18 protein-coding genes are annotated in these 17,690 nt (G+C 73.2%); 6 read left to right on the top strand and 12 right to left on the bottom strand.

The features are described 5' to 3' along the window. Positions 1 to 284 precede the first annotated feature (284 nt). The gene (locus N5875_RS01020) at positions 285 to 1,010 is read left to right on the top strand and encodes a hypothetical protein (protein ID WP_338491190.1); all 726 of its coding nucleotides are present in this window, start codon (positions 285 to 287) and stop codon (positions 1,008 to 1,010) included. After that, positions 1,007 to 1,378, top strand: coding sequence for a peptidase inhibitor family I36 protein (locus N5875_RS01015; protein WP_318210302.1), 372 nt, complete (start codon positions 1,007 to 1,009; stop codon positions 1,376 to 1,378). Before N5875_RS01020 ends, N5875_RS01015 begins: the two co-directional genes overlap by 4 nt. Before the next feature lie 88 nt (positions 1,379 to 1,466). Here the strand turns inward: N5875_RS01015 and N5875_RS01010 are convergent, their stop codons facing one another. The 6 genes from N5875_RS01010 to N5875_RS00985 form a co-directional block, all read right to left on the bottom strand. Beyond that, positions 1,467 to 2,654 (bottom strand): globin domain-containing protein, encoded by a 1,188-nt coding sequence (locus N5875_RS01010; RefSeq protein ID WP_338491187.1) that lies wholly within the window; start codon positions 2,652 to 2,654, stop codon positions 1,467 to 1,469. 70 nt (positions 2,655 to 2,724) lie between these two features. Continuing rightward, entirely contained in the window at positions 2,725 to 3,168 is a 444-nt protein-coding gene (locus N5875_RS01005; protein WP_318210300.1) for an Rrf2 family transcriptional regulator, read from the bottom strand. A gap of 100 nt (positions 3,169 to 3,268) precedes the next feature. Next, entirely contained in the window at positions 3,269 to 4,216 is a 948-nt protein-coding gene (locus N5875_RS01000) for a hypothetical protein (RefSeq protein ID WP_338491184.1), read from the bottom strand. A 37-nt stretch (positions 4,217 to 4,253) separates the two neighbouring features. Beyond that, entirely contained in the window at positions 4,254 to 4,649 is a 396-nt protein-coding gene (locus tag N5875_RS00995) for an SHOCT domain-containing protein (protein WP_318210298.1), read from the bottom strand. Positions 4,650 to 4,934: 285 nt separating this feature from the next. Then, on the bottom strand, positions 4,935 to 5,384 hold the full coding sequence (locus N5875_RS00990; RefSeq protein WP_338491180.1) for a peroxiredoxin: 450 nt from the start codon (positions 5,382 to 5,384) through the stop codon (positions 4,935 to 4,937). A gap of 146 nt (positions 5,385 to 5,530) precedes the next feature. Continuing rightward, positions 5,531 to 6,166 carry a PadR family transcriptional regulator gene (locus N5875_RS00985; protein WP_338491177.1) on the bottom strand — a complete coding sequence of 212 codons (636 nt, stop codon included), beginning with the start codon at positions 6,164 to 6,166 and terminating at the stop codon, positions 5,531 to 5,533. A gap of 147 nt (positions 6,167 to 6,313) precedes the next feature. Here N5875_RS00985 and N5875_RS00980 point away from each other — a divergent pair, with 147 nt between their 5' ends. Together N5875_RS00980 and N5875_RS00975 are read left to right on the top strand one after the other, a co-directional pair. Continuing rightward, entirely contained in the window at positions 6,314 to 6,799 is a 486-nt protein-coding gene (locus tag N5875_RS00980) for an SRPBCC family protein (RefSeq protein WP_318210295.1), read from the top strand. Positions 6,800 to 6,989: 190 nt separating this feature from the next. Continuing rightward, positions 6,990 to 8,339, top strand: coding sequence for an Ig-like domain-containing protein (locus N5875_RS00975; protein WP_338491174.1), 1,350 nt, complete (start codon positions 6,990 to 6,992; stop codon positions 8,337 to 8,339). Positions 8,340 to 8,350: 11 nt separating this feature from the next. Here N5875_RS00975 and N5875_RS00970 read toward each other — a convergent pair whose 3' ends face one another. Continuing rightward, positions 8,351 to 9,961 carry a PHB depolymerase family esterase gene (locus N5875_RS00970; protein WP_338491171.1) on the bottom strand — a complete coding sequence of 537 codons (1,611 nt, stop codon included), beginning with the start codon at positions 9,959 to 9,961 and terminating at the stop codon, positions 8,351 to 8,353. 169 nt (positions 9,962 to 10,130) lie between these two features. Between N5875_RS00970 and N5875_RS00965 the strand changes: the two genes are divergently transcribed. Next, positions 10,131 to 10,649, top strand: coding sequence for a tetratricopeptide repeat protein (locus tag N5875_RS00965; protein WP_318210292.1), 519 nt, complete (start codon positions 10,131 to 10,133; stop codon positions 10,647 to 10,649). Between the two features lie 107 nt (positions 10,650 to 10,756). On the opposite strand, the gene N5875_RS00960 is transcribed toward N5875_RS00965, so the two are convergent. Both N5875_RS00960 and N5875_RS00955 read right to left on the bottom strand, forming a co-directional pair. After that, positions 10,757 to 11,074 carry a cupin gene (locus N5875_RS00960; protein WP_318210291.1) on the bottom strand — a complete coding sequence of 106 codons (318 nt, stop codon included), beginning with the start codon at positions 11,072 to 11,074 and terminating at the stop codon, positions 10,757 to 10,759. Beyond that, positions 11,071 to 12,351, bottom strand: coding sequence for an MFS transporter (locus N5875_RS00955; protein ID WP_318210290.1), 1,281 nt, complete (start codon positions 12,349 to 12,351; stop codon positions 11,071 to 11,073). The genes N5875_RS00960 and N5875_RS00955 overlap by 4 nt, the downstream gene beginning before the upstream one ends. 188 nt (positions 12,352 to 12,539) lie before the next feature. On the opposite strand from N5875_RS00955, the gene N5875_RS00950 reads away from it, so the two are divergent. Further along, a complete protein-coding gene (locus N5875_RS00950; protein ID WP_318210289.1) occupies positions 12,540 to 13,430 on the top strand; it encodes a LysR family transcriptional regulator in 891 nt (296 codons plus the stop codon). Positions 13,431 to 13,482: 52 nt separating this feature from the next. On the opposite strand, the gene N5875_RS00945 is transcribed toward N5875_RS00950, so the two are convergent. From N5875_RS00945 to N5875_RS00935, 3 genes are all read right to left on the bottom strand, one after another. Beyond that, positions 13,483 to 14,823, bottom strand: a complete 1,341-nt coding sequence (locus tag N5875_RS00945; RefSeq protein ID WP_318210288.1) for an amidohydrolase — start codon at positions 14,821 to 14,823, stop codon at positions 13,483 to 13,485. A 175-nt stretch (positions 14,824 to 14,998) separates the two neighbouring features. Continuing rightward, positions 14,999 to 16,276 (bottom strand): VWA-like domain-containing protein, encoded by a 1,278-nt coding sequence (locus tag N5875_RS00940; RefSeq protein WP_318210287.1) that lies wholly within the window; start codon positions 16,274 to 16,276, stop codon positions 14,999 to 15,001. Positions 16,277 to 16,362: 86 nt separating this feature from the next. Beyond that, positions 16,363 to 17,619, bottom strand: coding sequence for a MoxR family ATPase (locus N5875_RS00935; protein ID WP_338491165.1), 1,257 nt, complete (start codon positions 17,617 to 17,619; stop codon positions 16,363 to 16,365). Between the last annotated feature and the right edge of the window lie 71 nt (positions 17,620 to 17,690).

Below are 17,690 nucleotides of genomic sequence, written 5' to 3'. Positions count from 1 at the left end.
ACCGAAGGGGCCCGGTCCCCAAGGTCCCCCCCATGAGGTGACCGCCCTTCGCGTCACGGCAGATCGGCCCCGGTTGGAATCCCCCGTCCAACCGGGGCTCTGTCGTTCCTGGCCCCCCTTCCGCACGGCACGACAGTGGCGCATGAGCGGCGTGCACCCCGGCGCGTTCGACCCGTTCGAGTGAGCCCCGGCATGGTGGCTCCGCCCACGGGAAGTGATCATCCCGAGCGCCGAGTCGATCACTCGCCGGCCGCTCCGACCAGGGACGATCGAAGGGGGACCCCGTGTTTCGCACCGCTCCGCGCGCCTGCCGCACACGCCGTGCGTTCGTGACCGCGGCCGCCGCACTCCTGCTGTCCGGCTGCACCGTCGTCGGCTCCGGCGCCCCCACGACCCCCGGCGGTGTCCCCTCCGGCGCGGCGGCTCAGGACGCACTCCTCAAGGCCGCCGAGCATCGACTCGTGGTGGACTGCCTGAGCGGCCGGGGACTCTCTCTGACGTCCAGGCCCCGCGCCCCGGACGAGGAGCGGAAGCTCCAGGCGGCGCTGTTCGGCGCCGGCCCCCGAGAGCTTTCCGTCACCCTCGCCACGGGCGCCACCGTCACCGCCCACGAGGACGGCTGCGTCGCCGGTGCCCGGCAGCGGCTCTACGGCGACCAGCGCCGCTGGTTCCGGGCACAGGTCGTCGTCGACAACCTCCGAGCCGAGGCCCAGGCCCGGATGCGCGCCGACCCCGCCCACCGGGCGGCGCTCGCCCGGTGGACCCGGTGCGTGACACCACCGGGCAGCCCCCGCCCCGACCGTCCCGATCCGGTGGTCGCCACCCGCTGCTCCCGCGAGAGCGGACTCGACGAGGTCCGCGAGCGGCTGGAGGCCGCCGAGCTGGCCACCGTGCGTGCGCTGCGCCGGGACGAGGTCACCGCATACCGGCAGCTGCGCGACCGCGCACTGCGGCAGGCAGTCGAACTGCCCGCGCCCACCCACCCGCAGAAAGGCACCACCCCCTCGTGAAGCGACTTCTCGTCACCACCGCCGCGGCCCTGTTCGCCGCCGCCTCAGGACTCGCCCTCGCGACCTCCGCCGGGGCAGCCGAATGCCCCAGCGGCGAGTTCTGCGTCTGGCAGGACTCCAACTTCGGTGGGCAGCGAGCCAACTGGAGCGGCGACGACGGCTGGTGGGAGAGCTGGATCTCCGACACCGACTCCTCCTGGGCCAACCACGGCATCTCAGGACCCGGCATCAAGGACCACGTCAAGGTCTACGAGAGCGCCTGGCAGGGCGGCAGCATGACCATCTGTCTCGCCCCCGGCCAGGAGGTCGGCTACAACGGCGCGGCCAACGACCGGGGCGACTCCCACATCTGGTCGATGGGCTGCTGACCCGTTCCACGCGCCCTCCCCGCGTCGTGGTTCGGCCGCCCGCCCCCTCCCCGCCGCTCACCGGGCGGGGAGGGGGCGGTGCGGCCCCTCAGCGCTCGTCGCCCAGCCACAGGTCGGGGCCGAAGACCTCGTAGTGGATGTCGGCCGCCGCGACACCCCGGCCGACGAGGTCGCCGCGGACCGTGCGGAGGAAGGGCAGCGGCCCGCACAGATACGCCGTGACGCCGGCCGGCAGGTCGAGCGCCGTGACGTCCGCGCGGCCCGTCCGCGCTCCGGAGTCGCCCGGCTCCTCGTACCAGAGGTGCAGCGTTCCCTGCGGCAGCGCCTCCACGAGGCGCCGCAGCTCGGCGGCGTGGGCGTGGGCCGCGGGGGTGCGGTCGGCGTGGACGACGACGACCGGCCGGGTCGAACCCGTGGACGCCAGATGGTCGAGCATCGCCAGCATCGGAGTGCTGCCGATTCCGGCGGAGGCGAGCAGCAGCGGGCTCCCGCCCTCGGGCAGGACCAGGTCGCCGAACGGCGCGGAGACCTCCACCGTGTCGCCCGCGCGTGTGTGGTCGTGCAGCCAGGAGGAGACCTCGCCGGCCGGGTCGCCGGCGACCCGCTTGACGGTGATCCGCCACTGCGGGTGACCGGGAGCGGCGGACAGGCTGTACTGGCGTATCTGCCGGGCGCCGTCGGGCAGGGCGACCTGGACGCTCACGTACTGGCCCGGTCGGAACGCCGCCGTGGGCGTGCCGTCGGTGTGGCGCAGGACGAAGGAAGCGGTGTCGGGCGTCTCCTCCCGCCGCTCGACGATCTCCATCGTCCGCCAGACCTGGCCCTCGGTGACACCGGCCTGTTGGTAGAGCCGGGACTCCACCGCTGTCAGCGCGTTGGCCATCAGCCAGTACACCTCGTCCCATGCCTGTGCGACCTCGGGCGTCACCGCCTCGCCGAGAACCTCGACGATCGCGGCGAAGAGGTGCTCGTGCACCGTCTTGTACTGCGCCGAGGTGACGCCGAGCGAGGCGTGCTTGTGGGCGATCCGCGACAGCATCACGTCGGGACGCTCGTCCGGCTTCTCGAGCAGGGCCACGGCGAAGGCGGCTATGGAGCCGGCGAGCGCCTTGCGCTGCTCGCCGGCGGCCTGGTTGCCCCGGTTGAACAGGTCGCGCAGGAGGTCGGGGTGGGCGGCGAAGAGGCGGCCGTAGAACCGCTCGGTGATCTCGTCGAGTGCGCCGCCGACGGCGGGCAGGGTGGCGCGGACGACCGGGACGGCCTGCTCGGACAGCATGGGAACTCGCAATCTGGTAGATGATCTACGTATTTAAAGGTGTGCGTGCGCGCCGCCGGGCGCGTACGACTCAGGGGGTGGGGCGTGGGGTGAGGGAGAGCAGGAGGGGACCGGTCGGGGAGTCGACCAGCTCCGTCACGGTCAAGGGGTCCAGTGCGCGGTAGAACGCCTCCTGCGCCTCGCGCAGAGCCCCCCGCAGCCGACAGGCGGTCCGCAGGGGACACGGGGGGTCGCCTTCGCAGGCGACGACCTCCTCCTCGCCCTCAAGCGTGCGGGCCAGCCAGCCCACGGAGGAGCGGCGACCCCGTTCCGTGAGGACCAGGCCGCCGCCGCGGCCGCGCCGCGCCTCGACCACGCCGAGGTGCTGGAGCCGGGTGACCACCTTCGCCATATGGGCGTAGGGAACGTCCATCGACTCCGCCACCTCGCGGGTGGTGACGGATTCCTCCGATGTGGTGACCGCCAGGCGCATCACGGCGCGGAGTGCCAGGTCGGTGAACTTCGTCAGCCTCACGCCATGACCGTATCAAAGCGGTATCCGGCATACGTATTAAGGGTCCCTGTGTACGCATAAGGGGGTCCCCTGCGTACGTTTCAAGGGCCCCGGGTCCGTATCAGGAGCGTCGTCGGTAGTGCCGCCACAGCCACCAGCCGCCCGAGACCAGGCAACTGGTGGTGAGGACGATCCCCACGACCGGCCACCGTCCGTCCGCGATGCGGACGTCGGTGACGATCACGAGGATGAGGGTGACCGTAGGCAGCAGAACGGAACCGGCGGCCCGCAGCCCCGCTCGAGCCATCACAGGGTCGAGCCGGACACTCCGCGAGGAGGGTGGGTCGGGGGAGCCGACGTAGAAGGCGGTGGCGCGGTCGGTCAGGCGTGTGGTGCCCCGGTAGTACCCCACGGCCATGTACGGGAGCCAGACCAGCGGCGCCACCAGGCCGACCAGGAACACGGCGCCGAGGATCGCCCACCTGCCGATGCGGACCCATAGGCCGGCTCCGCCATCGGGCGTGACGAGGCCGAGGACCCGTGTCATCCGGCCGATCAGGTCCCAAAACGCCGCCACCCGCCCCCGGCCTCCTCCGCTCCCGGGCCGGTCTCCTCCGCTCCCGGGCCGGCTTCCTGCCGGGTCGAGCGCGGCCCGCGCGATCTCGGTGTCCCCGTACACCCCTTGCAGAACGAGGAGTTCGGCAGCGCGCTGCGGGTCCGTGGAGTCCCGCCCCTCGGCAGCGGCGATCTCCAGCACCGTGCGCACCTGGGTGAGGAGCGCGCCGCAGAAGGCCAGGGGGATGAGCAGCAGGAAGGGGCCACCGACGAACGCGCCCTCCGTCGTCACCGCCCGTCGTCCACGGTCCGTGATCAGGGCGCGCAGGGCGACCGCGTCGGCCTCGGGGTGCGCCTCGCGGAGGCGGGCCACCGTCGGGCCGGCCCCCGGGCCCAGATGACGCAGAGCGAAGGACGCGAGCGACTCCGGAAGCCTGCCGGGCTCCGCCCGGACCTCCCTCAGCAGGGATCCGGCGAGCCCGGCGGCCGGTGCCGCCCGCGTCCTCCTCAGCACGTCCGCGTGCTCTTTCTCCGTGTGCTCCTCCTGGGCCTCAGGCCAGGACCTTGGCCTTCGCCTTCTCGAACTCCTCGGGAGTGATCGCGCCCTTGTCCTTCAGCTCCGCGAGCCGGGCCAGCTCGTCGGTGGCACTGCCACCGCCCTCCTTGGCGGCGGTCCTGCGGATGTAGTCCTGGAGCGCGGCCTCGCTCTCCCTGGCCCGCTTCATGTCACGCTCGCCCATGCTCTTGCCCCGGGCGATGACGTAGACCAGCACGCCGAGATACGGCAGCACGATGCAGAAGAGCAGCCAGCCGGCCTTGGCCCAGCCGTTCAGGGACTGGTCCCGGAAGATGTCGCTGATCACCTTGAAGAGCAGGAAGAGCCACATGATCCAGAGGAAGAACCACAGCATGGTCCAGAAGAGGTTGAGGAGGGGGTAGTCGTCCATTCCTGCGCACTCCGTTCCCGCACCGGCCGGGGGAGGCCGGGCATGCAGCGATCGTCACCCAGCCCCGCCGCTTCCGCATGTCGTGGCCGCCCATGTGCGGGGCTCCGGCCGCCGTGTTCGGATGGAGGGCGCGTACGGCACGAGGAACGGAGTGCCATGGGGCCGGTGGAATGTGTCGTGCTCGCCTTCCCGGGGGAGCGGCTGAAGGTGGCGGCGGTGGAACCGCGGCCGAGGACTGCTGCTGGGCGCCGACGCGCTGAGGGGCGGTTCGGCAGGGGCCGCGCCTCAGGCGCCGCGCAGAGCCGCGAGCGCGCGGTCGGCGTGGGCGCTCATGCGCAGCTCGCTGCGGACGACCTCCCGCACCCGCCGGTCCTGGCCGATCACGAACGTCACCCGCTTCGTCGGCGCGAGCGAGAACCCGCGCTTCACTCCGAACAGGTCGCGTACGGCACCGTCGGGGTCCGACAGCAGGGGATAGCCGAGGGAGTGCCGCTCGGCGAACTCCTGCTGCCGCTGCACCGGGTCCGTGCTGATGCCGACGGGCATCGCGCCGACGGCGCGGAACTCGGCCGCGAGATCCCGGAAATGGCAGGCCTCCGCGGTGCAGCCGGGGGTGAGCGCCGCCGGGTAGAAGAAGAGGACGACCGGCCCTTCGGCCAGCAGGCCGCTCAGGGAGCGCGCGGCCCCCGTCTCGTCCGGAAGGCTGAAGTCCTCGACGAGGTCACCGACGTTCATAGAGGCCCGTCCCCGATCCGTACGTGCTCCGCCACCGGCGACTCCGGTGGCCGGCCGGTGACGTTACCGCACGGTAGGACGCGCCGTCACCCTTTCGGGTGGGCGGTCAGGCGCGGTCATGCCCGGTCGGGCTCGGCACTGCCCGTTCAGGCTTGGTGGGTAGAAGCCGCCGAAGCCGCCGCAGCTGCCGTAGTCGCCGTGATCACCTCTGCCGCCGCCCCGCTCCGGGCCGTGGCGCGCCGGTCGAGCACGGCGAGGGCACGCTCGCCCCAGCGCAGGTTCTCCTCCTCGAAGAACCTGCCGCGCATCAACGTGAGGTACGGCCCGACCCGCTCCGCCTCGTTGAGGTACGTCTCCTCGTCCCGTCCGGCGAGCATCCATGCGCGCAACCGGTCGTAGCGGGCCAGCTTGGCCCGCGAGGTCTCCATCCGCTGGGCCACGAACCCGCGGACGGCCGCCGTGTCGCCCCCGTCGCAGGCCTGGACCTGGACCAGCAGTTCGTCCCGTACGGCGCTGGGACGCGGCGGTGTGGACGTATACGCCGCCAGATCCCGCATCCCGGGCTCCGTCAGGCTGAACATCCGCTTGTTGGGACGCCGTTCCTGCTCCACCACGCGCGCCGTGATGAGACCGGCCTCGGCGAGCTTGTCCAGCTCGCGGTAGAGCTGCTGCGGGGTGGCGGCCCAGAAGTTGGCGACGGACACGTCGAAGATCTTGGCAAGGTCGTATCCGGATGCCTCGCCCTCCAGGAGAGCTGCGAGGACGGCGTGCTTGAGCGACATCCCGACACGCTAGCAGCACGTTGAATAGTTTCCTCCGCACCTATTCAACCGGCGACCCGCAGGCCGGACGGGGGTCCTACGCTGGCACGTCCGTGCGGCGCCTGCCTAGGCTGGGGGGAGGGGACGGCAGATCCGAGGGGCAGCGCGATGGACAGCCACACGTTTGTCTACACCACCTATATCCGGACCACCCCCGACGAGCTCTGGAAGGCGCTCACGGACCCGGCGTTCACCCGCCGGTACTGGGGCGTGGCCTTCGAGAGCGAGTGGACCCCCGGCGCCCCCATGGTCTGGGACGAGGTCGGACGCCGGACCGCCGACCCCGAGCAGGTCGTCCTCGAGGCGGAGCCCGGCCGCCTCCTCTCGTACACCTGGCACACCTTCACGCCGGCCTGGGCGGAGGCGGTACGCCTCGACCAGGACGTGTACGAGCGGCTCACCCAGGAGCCCCGGTCCAAGGTGACCTTCCTGATCGAGCCCTCCGGCGACACGGTCAAGCTGACGGTCACCCACGGCGACCTGGACCCCGACGGCCTGATGGAGGGGATGATCGGTGAGGGCTGGCCCGCGCTGATCTCCAGCCTCAAGTCCCTTCTGGAGACGGGCGAGGAACTTCCGGAACCGCCCCGCTGACCACTGGGAGCCGCCCCGCCGCCCCGGTCCGCATCCACCCCGCTGACCCATTCGAGTCGTCTCGGCCGCCACTGCGCCGCCACGCCCAGCGCCTTGATCATCTTTTTCTCCTTTCATCCGTTTTGATGCTGCGGTCGGCACCGCTCGCCGACGTCCCGGTCGTCGTCGGAAAGGGGAGGATGTGTCGGACGTGTCGTCACGCAGATCCGTACGGGGGTGGGGAGCGCTCTCCCTGGCCGTCGGAGCCGTCCTCGTCAGTACGGCGGCCCAGTCGCCCGCCGACCCCGACACGGGGGCCTTCGCGGCCTCGGAGCCCACCGCCCTCGTCACGGTGGACGGCTGCTCCGCAGGCGGAGGGCTCTGCTCCGCACCCCGCCACACCGTCGCACTCCGCGGCGGACGGGTACTGACGGGGGAGGAGTTCACACTCGGAGCGCAGGTCTCCGGACCCGTGGAGCTCGCGCTGCGCACCCCCGGCGTGCTCGCCGACGTCACCGTCACCGACCAGCGCGGCCGCCGCGTCGCAGGGGCGCCGAGCGTCGACGGCACCCGCTGGACCAGCGCCGCGGCGCTCCCCGCGGGCGCCCGGTACGCCGCCCGCCTCGTCGTCGAGCGGGCCGGGGCCCACGGCCCCGACCGACACCTCGCCCGCCTGGACTTCCGTACGGTGGCCGCCCCCGCCGGGCAGCGGCTCACCGTCACCTTCGGCCCCGACGACGACGGCACGTACGGCGTGGGCCGGCCGGTCACCGCCGAACTCAGCCACCCCGTACCGGCGGAGGAACCCGAGGCCCGGCGAGTCGTCGAACGCGCCCTCCTCGTGCGGACCGAACCCCACGTCGAGGGCGCCTGGTACTGGGTCGACTCCACCACCCTCCACTACCGGCCCCGCGCGTACTGGCCCGCCCGCACCACGGTCCGGGTGCGCAGCGGCCTCGAAGGGGCCAGGGTCACCGGCAGCCTGTACGGCGGCCGCTCACAGCCCCTCACCTTCACCACCGGGGCCCGGATCGAAGCCGTCACCGACATCGCCGCCCTGGAGATGACCGTGCTCCGCGACGGAGAACCGCTCCGCACCTTCCCGGTCACCACCGGCAAGGCCGGCTACCGCACCCGGGGCGGCACCAAGGTCGTCCTCGGCAAGGAGCCGCTCGTCCGGATGCGCGGCGACTCCATCGGCATCGCGCGCGGCAGCCGCGACTACTACGACCTGAAGGTCCGCTGGGCCACCCGGGTGACCTGGAGCGGCGAGTATCTGCACGCCGCGCCCTGGTCGCTCGACGCGCAGGGCAGCGAGAACGTCAGCCACGGCTGCACCGGCATGAGCACCGCGGACGCCGCCTGGCTGTTCGCCACCGTGCGGGAGGGAGACCTCGTCCGCGTGGTCAACGGGTACGGCGAGCTCATGACCCCCTTCGACAACGGCTTCGGCGACTGGAACCTCAGCTGGCCCGAGTGGCGCCGGGGCAGCGCCCTCGCCCCCGGTGCGGCGGGCCACCGCTCCGGAAGCACCGCGGCCGCCCTCCGCCCGACACTGTGACCCGCGAAGGCCTACCGGTACTCGACCGTCAGGGTCACCGGCGTCGCCTGGTTCACGAAGAGGTACGCCGTCCCGGTCGGCGCCGATGTGAACCCGAGCCGGAACTGTGTGACCCCGCCCCGGTTCAGTGCCGCGAGCGCCTCCGCCGACAGGTCCGTCGACACCGCGCTCCCCGAAGAGAACGCGTCGATGCGCGCCGCGCCCGCCACCGACGCCGCCGCCGACCAGTCCGCCGGCTCGACCGCGCAGCCGCCGAAGCAGCCCGAGCGCAGGTCCACCTGCAGCCGGTTGCCCGCAGGCGACGCCCACGGATCGCCCGAGCCGCTGGAGCGGGTGACGGTCAGCCAGGCCCGGGTGATCTCCTTGCCGGCCGGAATCCGCGAGGTGTCGAAGGAGACCACCGACCGGTTCACCCTGCCGTCCGTGCCTCGGCCGAGCGCGAGCCCGTACACGTCCTCCAGGGTGCCGACCGCCGCGCCCGAACCGTCCGCCGCCGCCTTCACGTAACCGTCCTCGGCGTCCGTGCTCGACAGGACCGTCCGGTCGCCCGTGGGCGGCGGCGTGCCGGTGCCGCGCAGCGCCCGCACCATCCCCATGATCGCCTCGATCTGCTTCCCGCCGTGCCGGGCGTAGGCCGCGTCACCGAGGTAGCCCCACCAGTTCCAGCAGCCGTTCGGGTTCTCCAGGGTCGCGGTCGGTGCCGCCTGCGGATACAGCACGATCATGTCGTTGGTGTCGGCGTACTCGTTCAGGTACGCGTTCTCGACGAAGCGGGTGCCGAAGCCCTGGTACGCGTACCCCTGCTTGCAGCCGTGCAGAGCCACGAGCAGTTTGCAGCGCGCCCCCTGGGCACACGAGACCGGGACGTACGCGAAGCCCTCCGCGCCCATCGACAGGGCCGCCGCCGAGCCACCCGGCGCGTACGCGTTCTGGTCGAAGCGGATCAGCGAGCCGCCGGTCCCGGAGCCGGGCGCCGAGACAGAGCCGAAGAGATGCCCGAGCAGCGCCCCCTCCGTGTCGATCCCGCAGTTGTTGAGGAACGGAGTCTGCGTCACCGTGCAGGAGTTGGGGCCGAGCGGAGTGATCCAGGCGTGGCCCGCGGCCGTCGACCGGTTGTACTGGACCCGGGCGCCGAAACGGCCGTAGTAGTCGGCGAGCGCGTCCGCCACGGGCCGCTTCACCGTGGTGTCGCCGGAGCCGCTGAACACGTACACCGGGTCACCGGCCAGATTCGCCACCGGGTCGACCTGGCCCTGCGCCGACCGGTCGCGCGTGGCTTGTTCCAGGGCGGCGAGCTGAAGGTTCTGCGTGGTGTCCATACAGGCGTTGAGCGCCGTGGCGAGCTGGCCGCGCGCACAGTCGTACGGCCCCGAGGCGAACGCCGCCGAGCCCTCGAACGTACCCGAGTACGCGACGTGCAACTGGGTGGCCATATAGCCGCCGGACGACACCCCGGCACTGAACACGGAGCCGATGTCGTAGCCCTGGAGCGTGCCGGGCACGGGCGGGGGAGCCGCGGCCCCGGCGGGGGACGCGGTGGGAAACAGGGACGCGGCGACGCACAGCAGCAGCGCCGCGAGGCGGCGTGGCCCGCGGCGACGGGTGGGACGGGGTGAACGCATGGGATCTCCCGGGCGGCTCGTTCCTGACGGAGGGTCGGCCGGGAGGCTATGGGCGGTCAGGAGCCCTCCTCCATGGGCGAGGACGCCACAATCCGGCCACTCCGGTATGGCGGCCCGTCACCTGGCAGCCGCCGCGGGGACGCCCGACGGGAACTGCGAGGATGCCCTCATGGAAGACCACCAGGACAGGGACGGCCTGCTGGCCGAGGCGGTCGCGCTGCGCGGGCAGGGCCACCGGGAGGAGGCCCGCGAGCGGCTCGTCGCCCTCGCCGCCCGGTATCCGCGGGACGCGGAGATCGCGTACCAGACGGCCTGGGCGCACGACGTCCTCGGCCTGGAGACGGAGGCCGTGCCGTACTACGAACGCGCCCTCGCCGGCGGTGGGGCCGCGGGGACCGGGCTCACCCCCGAGGACCGGCGCGGGGCGCTGCTCGGCCTCGGCAGCACCTACCGCGTCCTGGGCCGCTACGAGGAGTCCGTCGCCCTCCTGACCGGCGCCGCCGAGGAGTTCCCGGAGGACGGCTCCCTGCGGACCTTCCTCGCGATGGCCCTCTACAACACCGGCCGGCACCACGAGTCCACCCGGCTGCTGCTCCGCCTGCTCGCCGCCACCAGCGAGGACCCGTCCGTACGGGAGTACCGCCCGGCCATCGAGCACTACGCCGAGGACCTCGACGCGATCGAGTGAGGTGGGGTGAGGTGGGGTGAGGGCGCGGCCCGCGTTCCTTCAGGCGTTCACTGCCCTCGGCCGTACACCGCCGTCAGTCGTTCACCGCCCTCGGCCGTACACCGCCGTCAGTCGTTCACCGCCGTCAGGAGGACCACCGCGTCGTCCAGGGCGGTGATCCCGTGCCGTTCCCTGAGCATCCGCAGCGTTCCCGTCGGCAGTTCCTCCGTCCGGCCCGCCAGCGTCAGGTTCACCCTGCCCCGCAGTACCTGGAGGCTCGCCGCCGGCGGCGCGTTGTGCTCGTCGAGGGACGTGCCCGCCGTCAGGGCGATCACGGACTGCCGGAGTACCCCGTCGTGCATGATCAGATGGGCGCTGCGCCCGTGCGGCGCGGTGCGGGCCGCGGCCATGTGCTCGTCGGCGAGGGCGGTGAGGTCCAGCTTCATGACTCTCCCTGCGGGATGCGCGGGCGGATACCCCCAGCCTCCCGTGTGCCGTCCGGGACGCAACTCGGGGCCGCCTCTCGTGCGGACCGCACCAGCACGGTCCCGCCGGCGGCGACGAACACCCCGGCGGCGAGCAGGGCCGCGGACCAGCCGTGCTCCGCGTACAGCCAGGCCCCGGCGAGGGAGCCGAGCGCGCCGCCGCCGAAGGTGGCCAGCATGAAGACCGTGTTCACCCGCGCGGCCACCTCCCGGCCGATCCCGAAGATCCTCGCCTGGTTGGCCACCTGGCAGGAGCTCACCCCCACCACCAGCAGATTCGCCCCGACGACCAGGCCCACGGGCGAGTAGGGGACCAGGCCGGCCACACCGAGCCCGAGCCCCGCGAGACCCAGCCCCCCGGCGCTCACCAGAGGTGCCCCGTACCGGTCGGTGAGCGGCCCCGCCGTCGCCGAGAGCAGCGCGGCGGGCAGGGTCAACACTCCGAAGAGTCCGGCCGCGCCCGGCCCGTACCCCAGCGGCGGCGCCGCCACGTGGAAGGCGAGCACCGCCCAGAAGACACTGAAAGCGGCGAAGACACAGGCCCCGAGCAGCGCCGAGACCCGCAGCGCCCGGTGCGCCGCCAGGAGCCGGGGCAGCCCGGCGAGGAGCCCGGCGTACGAGGTGCCACCGTGCGCCCCCAGTCGCTCGGGCAGCCGGCGAGGCAGGACGCACAGCAGGGCCGCCGTCGCCATGGCGGCCACGAGGTAGGCCGTCCGCCAGCTGCCGCTCGCGTCGGTGACGGCGCCCGAGACCGTGCGCGAGAGGGTCGAGCCCAGCGTGAGCCCGAGCCCGACGAGCCCGACGACCCGGCCCTGCCGCCCGGGGCCCGCGAGCACGGCCGCCACCGGGGTGAGGATCTGCGGAAGCACCGTCGTCGTGGACAGCGCCAGCGTCGCGAGCGTCAGCGTGACCACACCCGGCGCCGACGCCGCGACGAGCAGCGCGGCGGTGGTGAGGACGAGCAGCACCGAGGTCAGGCGTCGGAGCCGCGCGGTGTCGGCCAGCGGTACGAGCAGCAGGATGCCGAGCGCGTACCCGATCTGCGCGGCCGAGGCGATGAGCCCCGCCGTTCGCTCCGACACGTCGAGGCCCCGGGCGACAGCGGCGAGGAGCGGCTGCGGGAAGTAGATGTTGGCGACGGTGACGGCTCCGGCGACGGCGAAGAGCAGGACGTTCACCTTCACGGGCCGCTCGTGCGCGGCGGCGGGGTCCGGGGCGGCGGTGCTGCGAGGGTCCACGAAGTCTCTTCCGTACGGCGGGAGGGGGAAGGGGAGGGGGAAGGGGAGGGGGAAGGGGAAGGGGAGGGGGAAGGGGAGCGGGAGGGGAGGCATCCAGGCTCCCCGCCCCCGCCCCGGCGGAACAAGGTGTCATCATGAAACCGGCGTTGAGCCACACTCAACGATCAGAGCGGTCGACAGGGGGCCCGGTGCTCGAACGGTACGAACTGGACACGTTCCTCACGCTCGCCGAGGAGCTCCACTTCGGACGCACCGGCGGGCGACTCGGCGTCTCCACCGGCCGCGTCAGCCAGACGGTCAAGAAGCTGGAGCGCCGCATCGGCACCCCGCTCTTCGCGCGCACCAGCCGCAGCGTCGTCCTCACCCCGGTCGGTCTGCGCCTCTACGAGGACCTCCTCCCCGCCTACGAGCAGCTCCGTACCGCCCTGGAGCGCGCCACCGAGGCCGGTCGGGGCGTGCACGGGAGACTGCGGACCGGCTTCGGCACCCCCTGGGACGCCGAACTGCTCACGGCCGCCGCCGACGCCCTCGTCGCCCGTCATCCGGGCTGCGAGATCACCGTCCGCGAGGTCCCCCTCGACGGCGGAGTGCGGCCCCTCCAGGACGGCGAACTCGACATCCAGATCGCCGCCTTCCCCGTGCGCGAGCCGGATCTGACCACCGGTCCCGTCGCCGTCCGCGACGACCGGGTCCTGCTGCTGCCCGCCGCCCACCCGCTGGCCGGACGACCGTCCCTCGGCCTGGAGGACCTCGCCGAGCTGCCCCTGATCACCATCGGGGGCGCCCACCCGCGCCACTGGCTCGACCACCACTATCCCCGGCACACCCCGTCAGGGGCCGCCATCCCGCGGGGCCCCGTCGCCGTCACCTGGCAGGAGGTCCTCTCCCATGTGACGGCGGGCCGGGGTGTCACCCCTGGCGCGGCCCGGGGCGCCCGTTACCACCCGCGAAGCGGCATCGCCTACGTTCCCCTGCGGGACGCCCCTCCCCTCGAGTACGGCCTGGTCTGGCCCACCGCAGCCGACTCCGCCCTGACGAGGGCGTTCGTGGCGGCGGTCGGCACCGTGCGGGAGTCCTGACACCCGGCCGTTCAGCCGCCGTCGCGTCGCGGGAGTCCTGACCCCCGACCGATCAGTCGCCGTCGTGCGGGACGAGCGCGCCCGTCAGATGGTCGTACGCCACGTGCGCGTGCAGCCGGACGCCCGTGACGAGGGTGTCGTCGTCCGCATAGAAGTGCGGGTTGTGGTTGGTGACCAGACCGCGCCCGCCGGGCACCGGCACCGGACGCCCGGACGCGTCCAGGGTGGCGTCCTGGACGCCGAGCATCACGTACAGGCCGCCGAAGCGGCTCACGAACTCGGAGACGTCGTCGTACCCGAGCGTCGCCCCCGTCTCCACCACACGCTCCTCGCCCACCACACGGCGGAAGGTCGGAAGACCCGCCTCCACCCACGGCCCACTGTTGTGCACGGGCGGCACGGACTGCAGGTACTCCACCGTGGCCGTCGCCCCGAACGCCGCCGCCGAGTGCTCCGCGAGCGTCGTCAGGCGCTGCTGGACCCGCCCCATGTCGGACTCCACGGCACACCGGACCGTGCCCCACAGCGTCACCGTCTGCCCGACGATGTTGAAGCGCCCGACGTCCTCGATGTGCCCGATGGAGACCGTGACCGGGTCGAACGCCGACACCTGCCGGTACAGCTGGCCGATGCCCGTCAGGACCGCCCCCACCGCCGGCATGGGATCGATCCCGTCCCAGGGCGTGGAGCCGTGGGTCTGCTTCCCGGTGACGACGATACGGACGAGGGTCGAGGCACCGTACTGGTTGCCGATCCGGTACCCCACGTACCCCTTCGGATGCGGAGTCACATGCAGCCCGAAGGCCATCGTCGGCACCGGGTCGGCGAACGCGCCCGCCGCGACCATCTCCCGCGCCCCGCCCTTCTCGGTGACCGGCGGCCCCTCCTCGGCGGGCTGGAAGACGAAGAGCACGGTGCCCGGCAGCCGGTCGCGCACCCCGGCGAGCACCGTCGCGGCGCCGAGGAGCGCCGCCGTGTGGCAGTCGTGCCCGCAGGCGTGCGAGACGGGGAACGGACCGCCCGGATAGTCGGCGTCGACCACCTCGGAGGCGAAGTCCACCCCGCACAGGTCCTGGACCGGCAGCGCGTCCATGTCGGCCCGCAGCGCGACGACCCGCTCGCCCGCGGCACCGCCGCGCAGGACGCCCACGACCCCGTGTCCGGCGATGCCCGTACGGACCTCGTCCAGGCCGAGGGAGCGCAGGTGGTCCGCCACCAGGCGGGCCGTGTTCACCTCACGGTTGGACAGCTCCGGATGCCGGTGCAGGTGGCGCCGCCAGGCCACCACCTGATCCGCCACCTCGGCCGCCCGCTTGTCCAGTTCCTCGTGGATCGCCTCGCCGCCCAACGGGACTCCCTGTCGTTCCGGCCGACGCGGATCGGCCGTGGCCATGGGGTACGTGCTCCACCAGGCTGCCATCCCCGGCGGCACCGGTCACCGTCCGGCGCGCACCCGCCGCAGCGCACCGCACCGCACCGTGCCGGCACCCGAAGCCGTACCGCACCGCGCACGCACCCGAAGCCGCATCGCACCGAACCCGCACCGAACCCGCATCGCTCACGATCGTCTATCCGATCGTCACCACGCGCGCCCAGTCGGGCGGGGTGTCCGGCTCGTAGTCGGGATCGTTCTCGATCCACGAACCGCCGCGCGACCCGTCACGGGGGAACAGGCCCACCACCGTCCGGCACGGCGGCCGGTCGTCCGGCCAGGGCGTCTGGCCGTCCGTCAGGACCACGATGACGTCGGGCCGTGGCACCGTCCGCAGCGCCCGTGAGAAGCCCGTACGAAGATCCGTACCGCCGCCGCCCACCAACGGGATGCCCTCGGCACGGCACAACGGATGGACGGTACGGGCCGCCGCGTCGCACGACATCACCGTCACCAGGTCACGGCGCCCGCCCACGGCCCGGGAGATCGCGGCCACCTCCAGGAGCGCGCCGCCGAGCTCCGCGTCGCTCACCGATCCGGACGTGTCCACGATCACCGAGACCCGGGGCGGTCTGCGCCGGAGACTCGGCAGCACGGCACCCGGCACGCCCGCCGAGCGCCGCGACGGCCGGCCGTACGAGTAGTCCTCGCCGGCGCCGGACGCGGAGGCCGCCGAGCGGACCGCCGCCCCCAGCAGGTCCCGCCACGGCTGCGGCGGGTGGAAGACCTCCTCCGCCCACCGCTTCCACCCCTTCGGCGTGCTCCCGGGGCGGCCCTTGACGGCCTGTGCCACCCGGAACCGGACGGCGTCCTGCTGCTGTTCGCTGAGGCCGTCAGCGCCGTCGGGCCCCAGATCCCACTCGCGTTCCAGCCCGTCGGCACCGCTGCCGCAGTCCAGCCAGGCGAGGTGCTGCATGCCGGAGCCGAGTCCGATCCTGCGCAGGTAGTCCTCCATCAACTCGCCGGACGCGAGCCCGAGGGAGTCCGGAGTGACCGCGCCCTCGGGGCTCACCAGCCCGTCCCCGAACACGTCGTCGTTGATCTCGCAGTCCGCCGCGATGTTCATCAGCAGCCTGGCGCCCGGGCCGGTCAGACCGCGCTGCCGGGCGACCCGGTCACCGCGCCCGTGGTGGTCGCGCAGGAGGTGCGACACCTCGTGGACCCACACCCCGGCCAGCTCCTCCACCGGGGTCCGGTTCACGAAGACCGGCGAGACGTAGCACCGCCAGTGCCGGTCGACGGCCATCGTCGGCACCCGCCGGGACTCGACGACGTGCAGGGCGAACAACGCGGTCGCCAGATACGGCCGGGCCCGGACGGCGAACAGCCTGGCGGCGAAGAGCTTGTCGAGGTCGAGCGTGCCGGCGTCGGCACCCGCACCAGCACCAGCACCCGCACCCGTGCCCGTGGCCACGCCCACGCCGGTGCCTGCACCCGCACCCGCACCCGCACCCGTGCCCGTGCCCACGCCCACGCCGGTGCCTGCACCCGCACCCGTGCTCATCGCGCGCCCGCGGCAGACGCCGCCCCGTTCACGCGTCGCGCGCCGCTCGCGACCAGGGTCGCCGCGTCATCCGCACGCCGGGACATCGAGACCGCCCCCGCGAGCCGTTCGATGGTGGGTGGCACGTCCCACTCCGTACGGCGAAGCGCGGCGAGCGTGGTCGCCGGGACGACGACCAGATCCGGCGCGCCGGTCTCCACGGCCCTGGCGAGCAGAGCCCAGGCGGCCTCCCAGCGCGCCTTCTCGGGGCGCGCCCCGACCGCGGCCACCACAGCGTCGAGCGCGGCCTGGCGCAGATCACCCCGCTGTGGCAGCTCGGCGCCGGCCGGGTCGGCGAGCAACTCCTCGGGGTCCGGGAGGTCCAGCCGGTCCAGGCTCGCGAGCAGTTCGAGCCCCGGACCGTCCCCGACGGTGCCCCTGACCAGGAGCGAGATCACCTCACGGGAGGAACCGGCGGCGGTGGCGAAGGCGATGAGGCGCAGGCTCATCTCCCAGCTGCGGGGCGAGGGCCAGGCGCCACCCCGCCGGGTTTCCCCGTCGGGCAGCCGGTGGACGAGGGTGGGGCGGGTGGCGAGGAGTCCGCACACCGCGCGCCGGGCGAAGTCCACGGCGTGCGACAGGCGTTCCGGGTCGAGCCGGGGCAGTGTCGCCCGTGGCCAGATGCCGCCGAGGCCGCGGACGACGACGTCGTGGTCGTGGGTCCACTGGAGGTGGACGAAACGGTTGGCCAGCGGTGGGCTCAGCTCCCAGCCGTCGGCCGCCGAGGCCCGCGGATTGGCGGCGGCCACGATCCGCACCCCGGACGGCAGCCGCAGGGCGCCGACCCGCCGCTCCAGGACCAGACGCAGCAGAGCCGCCTGCACCGCCGGTGGGGCGGTGGACAGTTCGTCGAGGAACAGCAGCCCGCGACCGGCCTTCACGAGCCGTACCGCCCAGTCCGGCGGGGCCATCGGGACGCCCTGCTCGGCGGGGTCGTCGCCGATCACGGGCAGCCCCGAGAAGTCGGACGGCTCGTGCACGCTGGCGATCACCGTCGTCAGCGGGAGGTCGAGAGACTCGGCGAGCTGGGTCAGCGCGGCCGTCTTGCCGATCCCCGGCTCACCCCAGAGGAGTACGGGCAGGTCGGCGGCGACCGCGAGGGTCAGGGCCTCCAGCTGGTCGTCGGGGCGGGGTTCGGTCGTGGAGTCGCGCAGCAGGGCGAGCAGTTCGTCGGCGACGTCGAGCTGGGCGGGGGAGGTGGTGCTCAAGGGCATGGGTGATCACCTGTGGGTTGGTCGTGAGTGGGCCGGTACCGGCGTGACCCCTCGGACCGGCGATGTCGGGA

Source organism: Streptomyces sp. SJL17-4, from assembly GCF_036826855.1.
Taxonomy (GTDB): Bacteria; Actinomycetota; Actinomycetes; order Streptomycetales; family Streptomycetaceae; genus Streptomyces.
Note: the sequence above shows the minus strand (reverse complement) of the source record. Positions and strands in the feature narration are given on the sequence as shown.

Coding starts and splice junctions, on each gene's coding strand:
- N5875_RS01010 (WP_338491187.1), bottom strand. CDS start 2,654: ATGCTGTCCGAGCAGGCCGTCCCGGTCGTCCGCGCCACCCTGCCCGCC.
- N5875_RS00995 (WP_318210298.1), bottom strand. CDS start 4,649: ATGGACGACTACCCCCTCCTCAACCTCTTCTGGACCATGCTGTGGTTC.
- N5875_RS00990 (WP_338491180.1), bottom strand. CDS start 5,384: ATGAACGTCGGTGACCTCGTCGAGGACTTCAGCCTTCCGGACGAGACG.
- N5875_RS00985 (WP_338491177.1), bottom strand. CDS start 6,166: ATGTCGCTCAAGCACGCCGTCCTCGCAGCTCTCCTGGAGGGCGAGGCA.
- N5875_RS00980 (WP_318210295.1), top strand. CDS start 6,314: ATGGACAGCCACACGTTTGTCTACACCACCTATATCCGGACCACCCCC.
- N5875_RS00970 (WP_338491171.1), bottom strand. CDS start 9,961: ATGCGTTCACCCCGTCCCACCCGTCGCCGCGGGCCACGCCGCCTCGCG.
- N5875_RS00965 (WP_318210292.1), top strand. CDS start 10,131: ATGGAAGACCACCAGGACAGGGACGGCCTGCTGGCCGAGGCGGTCGCG.
- N5875_RS00960 (WP_318210291.1), bottom strand. CDS start 11,074: ATGAAGCTGGACCTCACCGCCCTCGCCGACGAGCACATGGCCGCGGCC.
- N5875_RS00945 (WP_318210288.1), bottom strand. CDS start 14,823: ATGGCCACGGCCGATCCGCGTCGGCCGGAACGACAGGGAGTCCCGTTG.
- N5875_RS00935 (WP_338491165.1), bottom strand. CDS start 17,619: ATGCCCTTGAGCACCACCTCCCCCGCCCAGCTCGACGTCGCCGACGAA.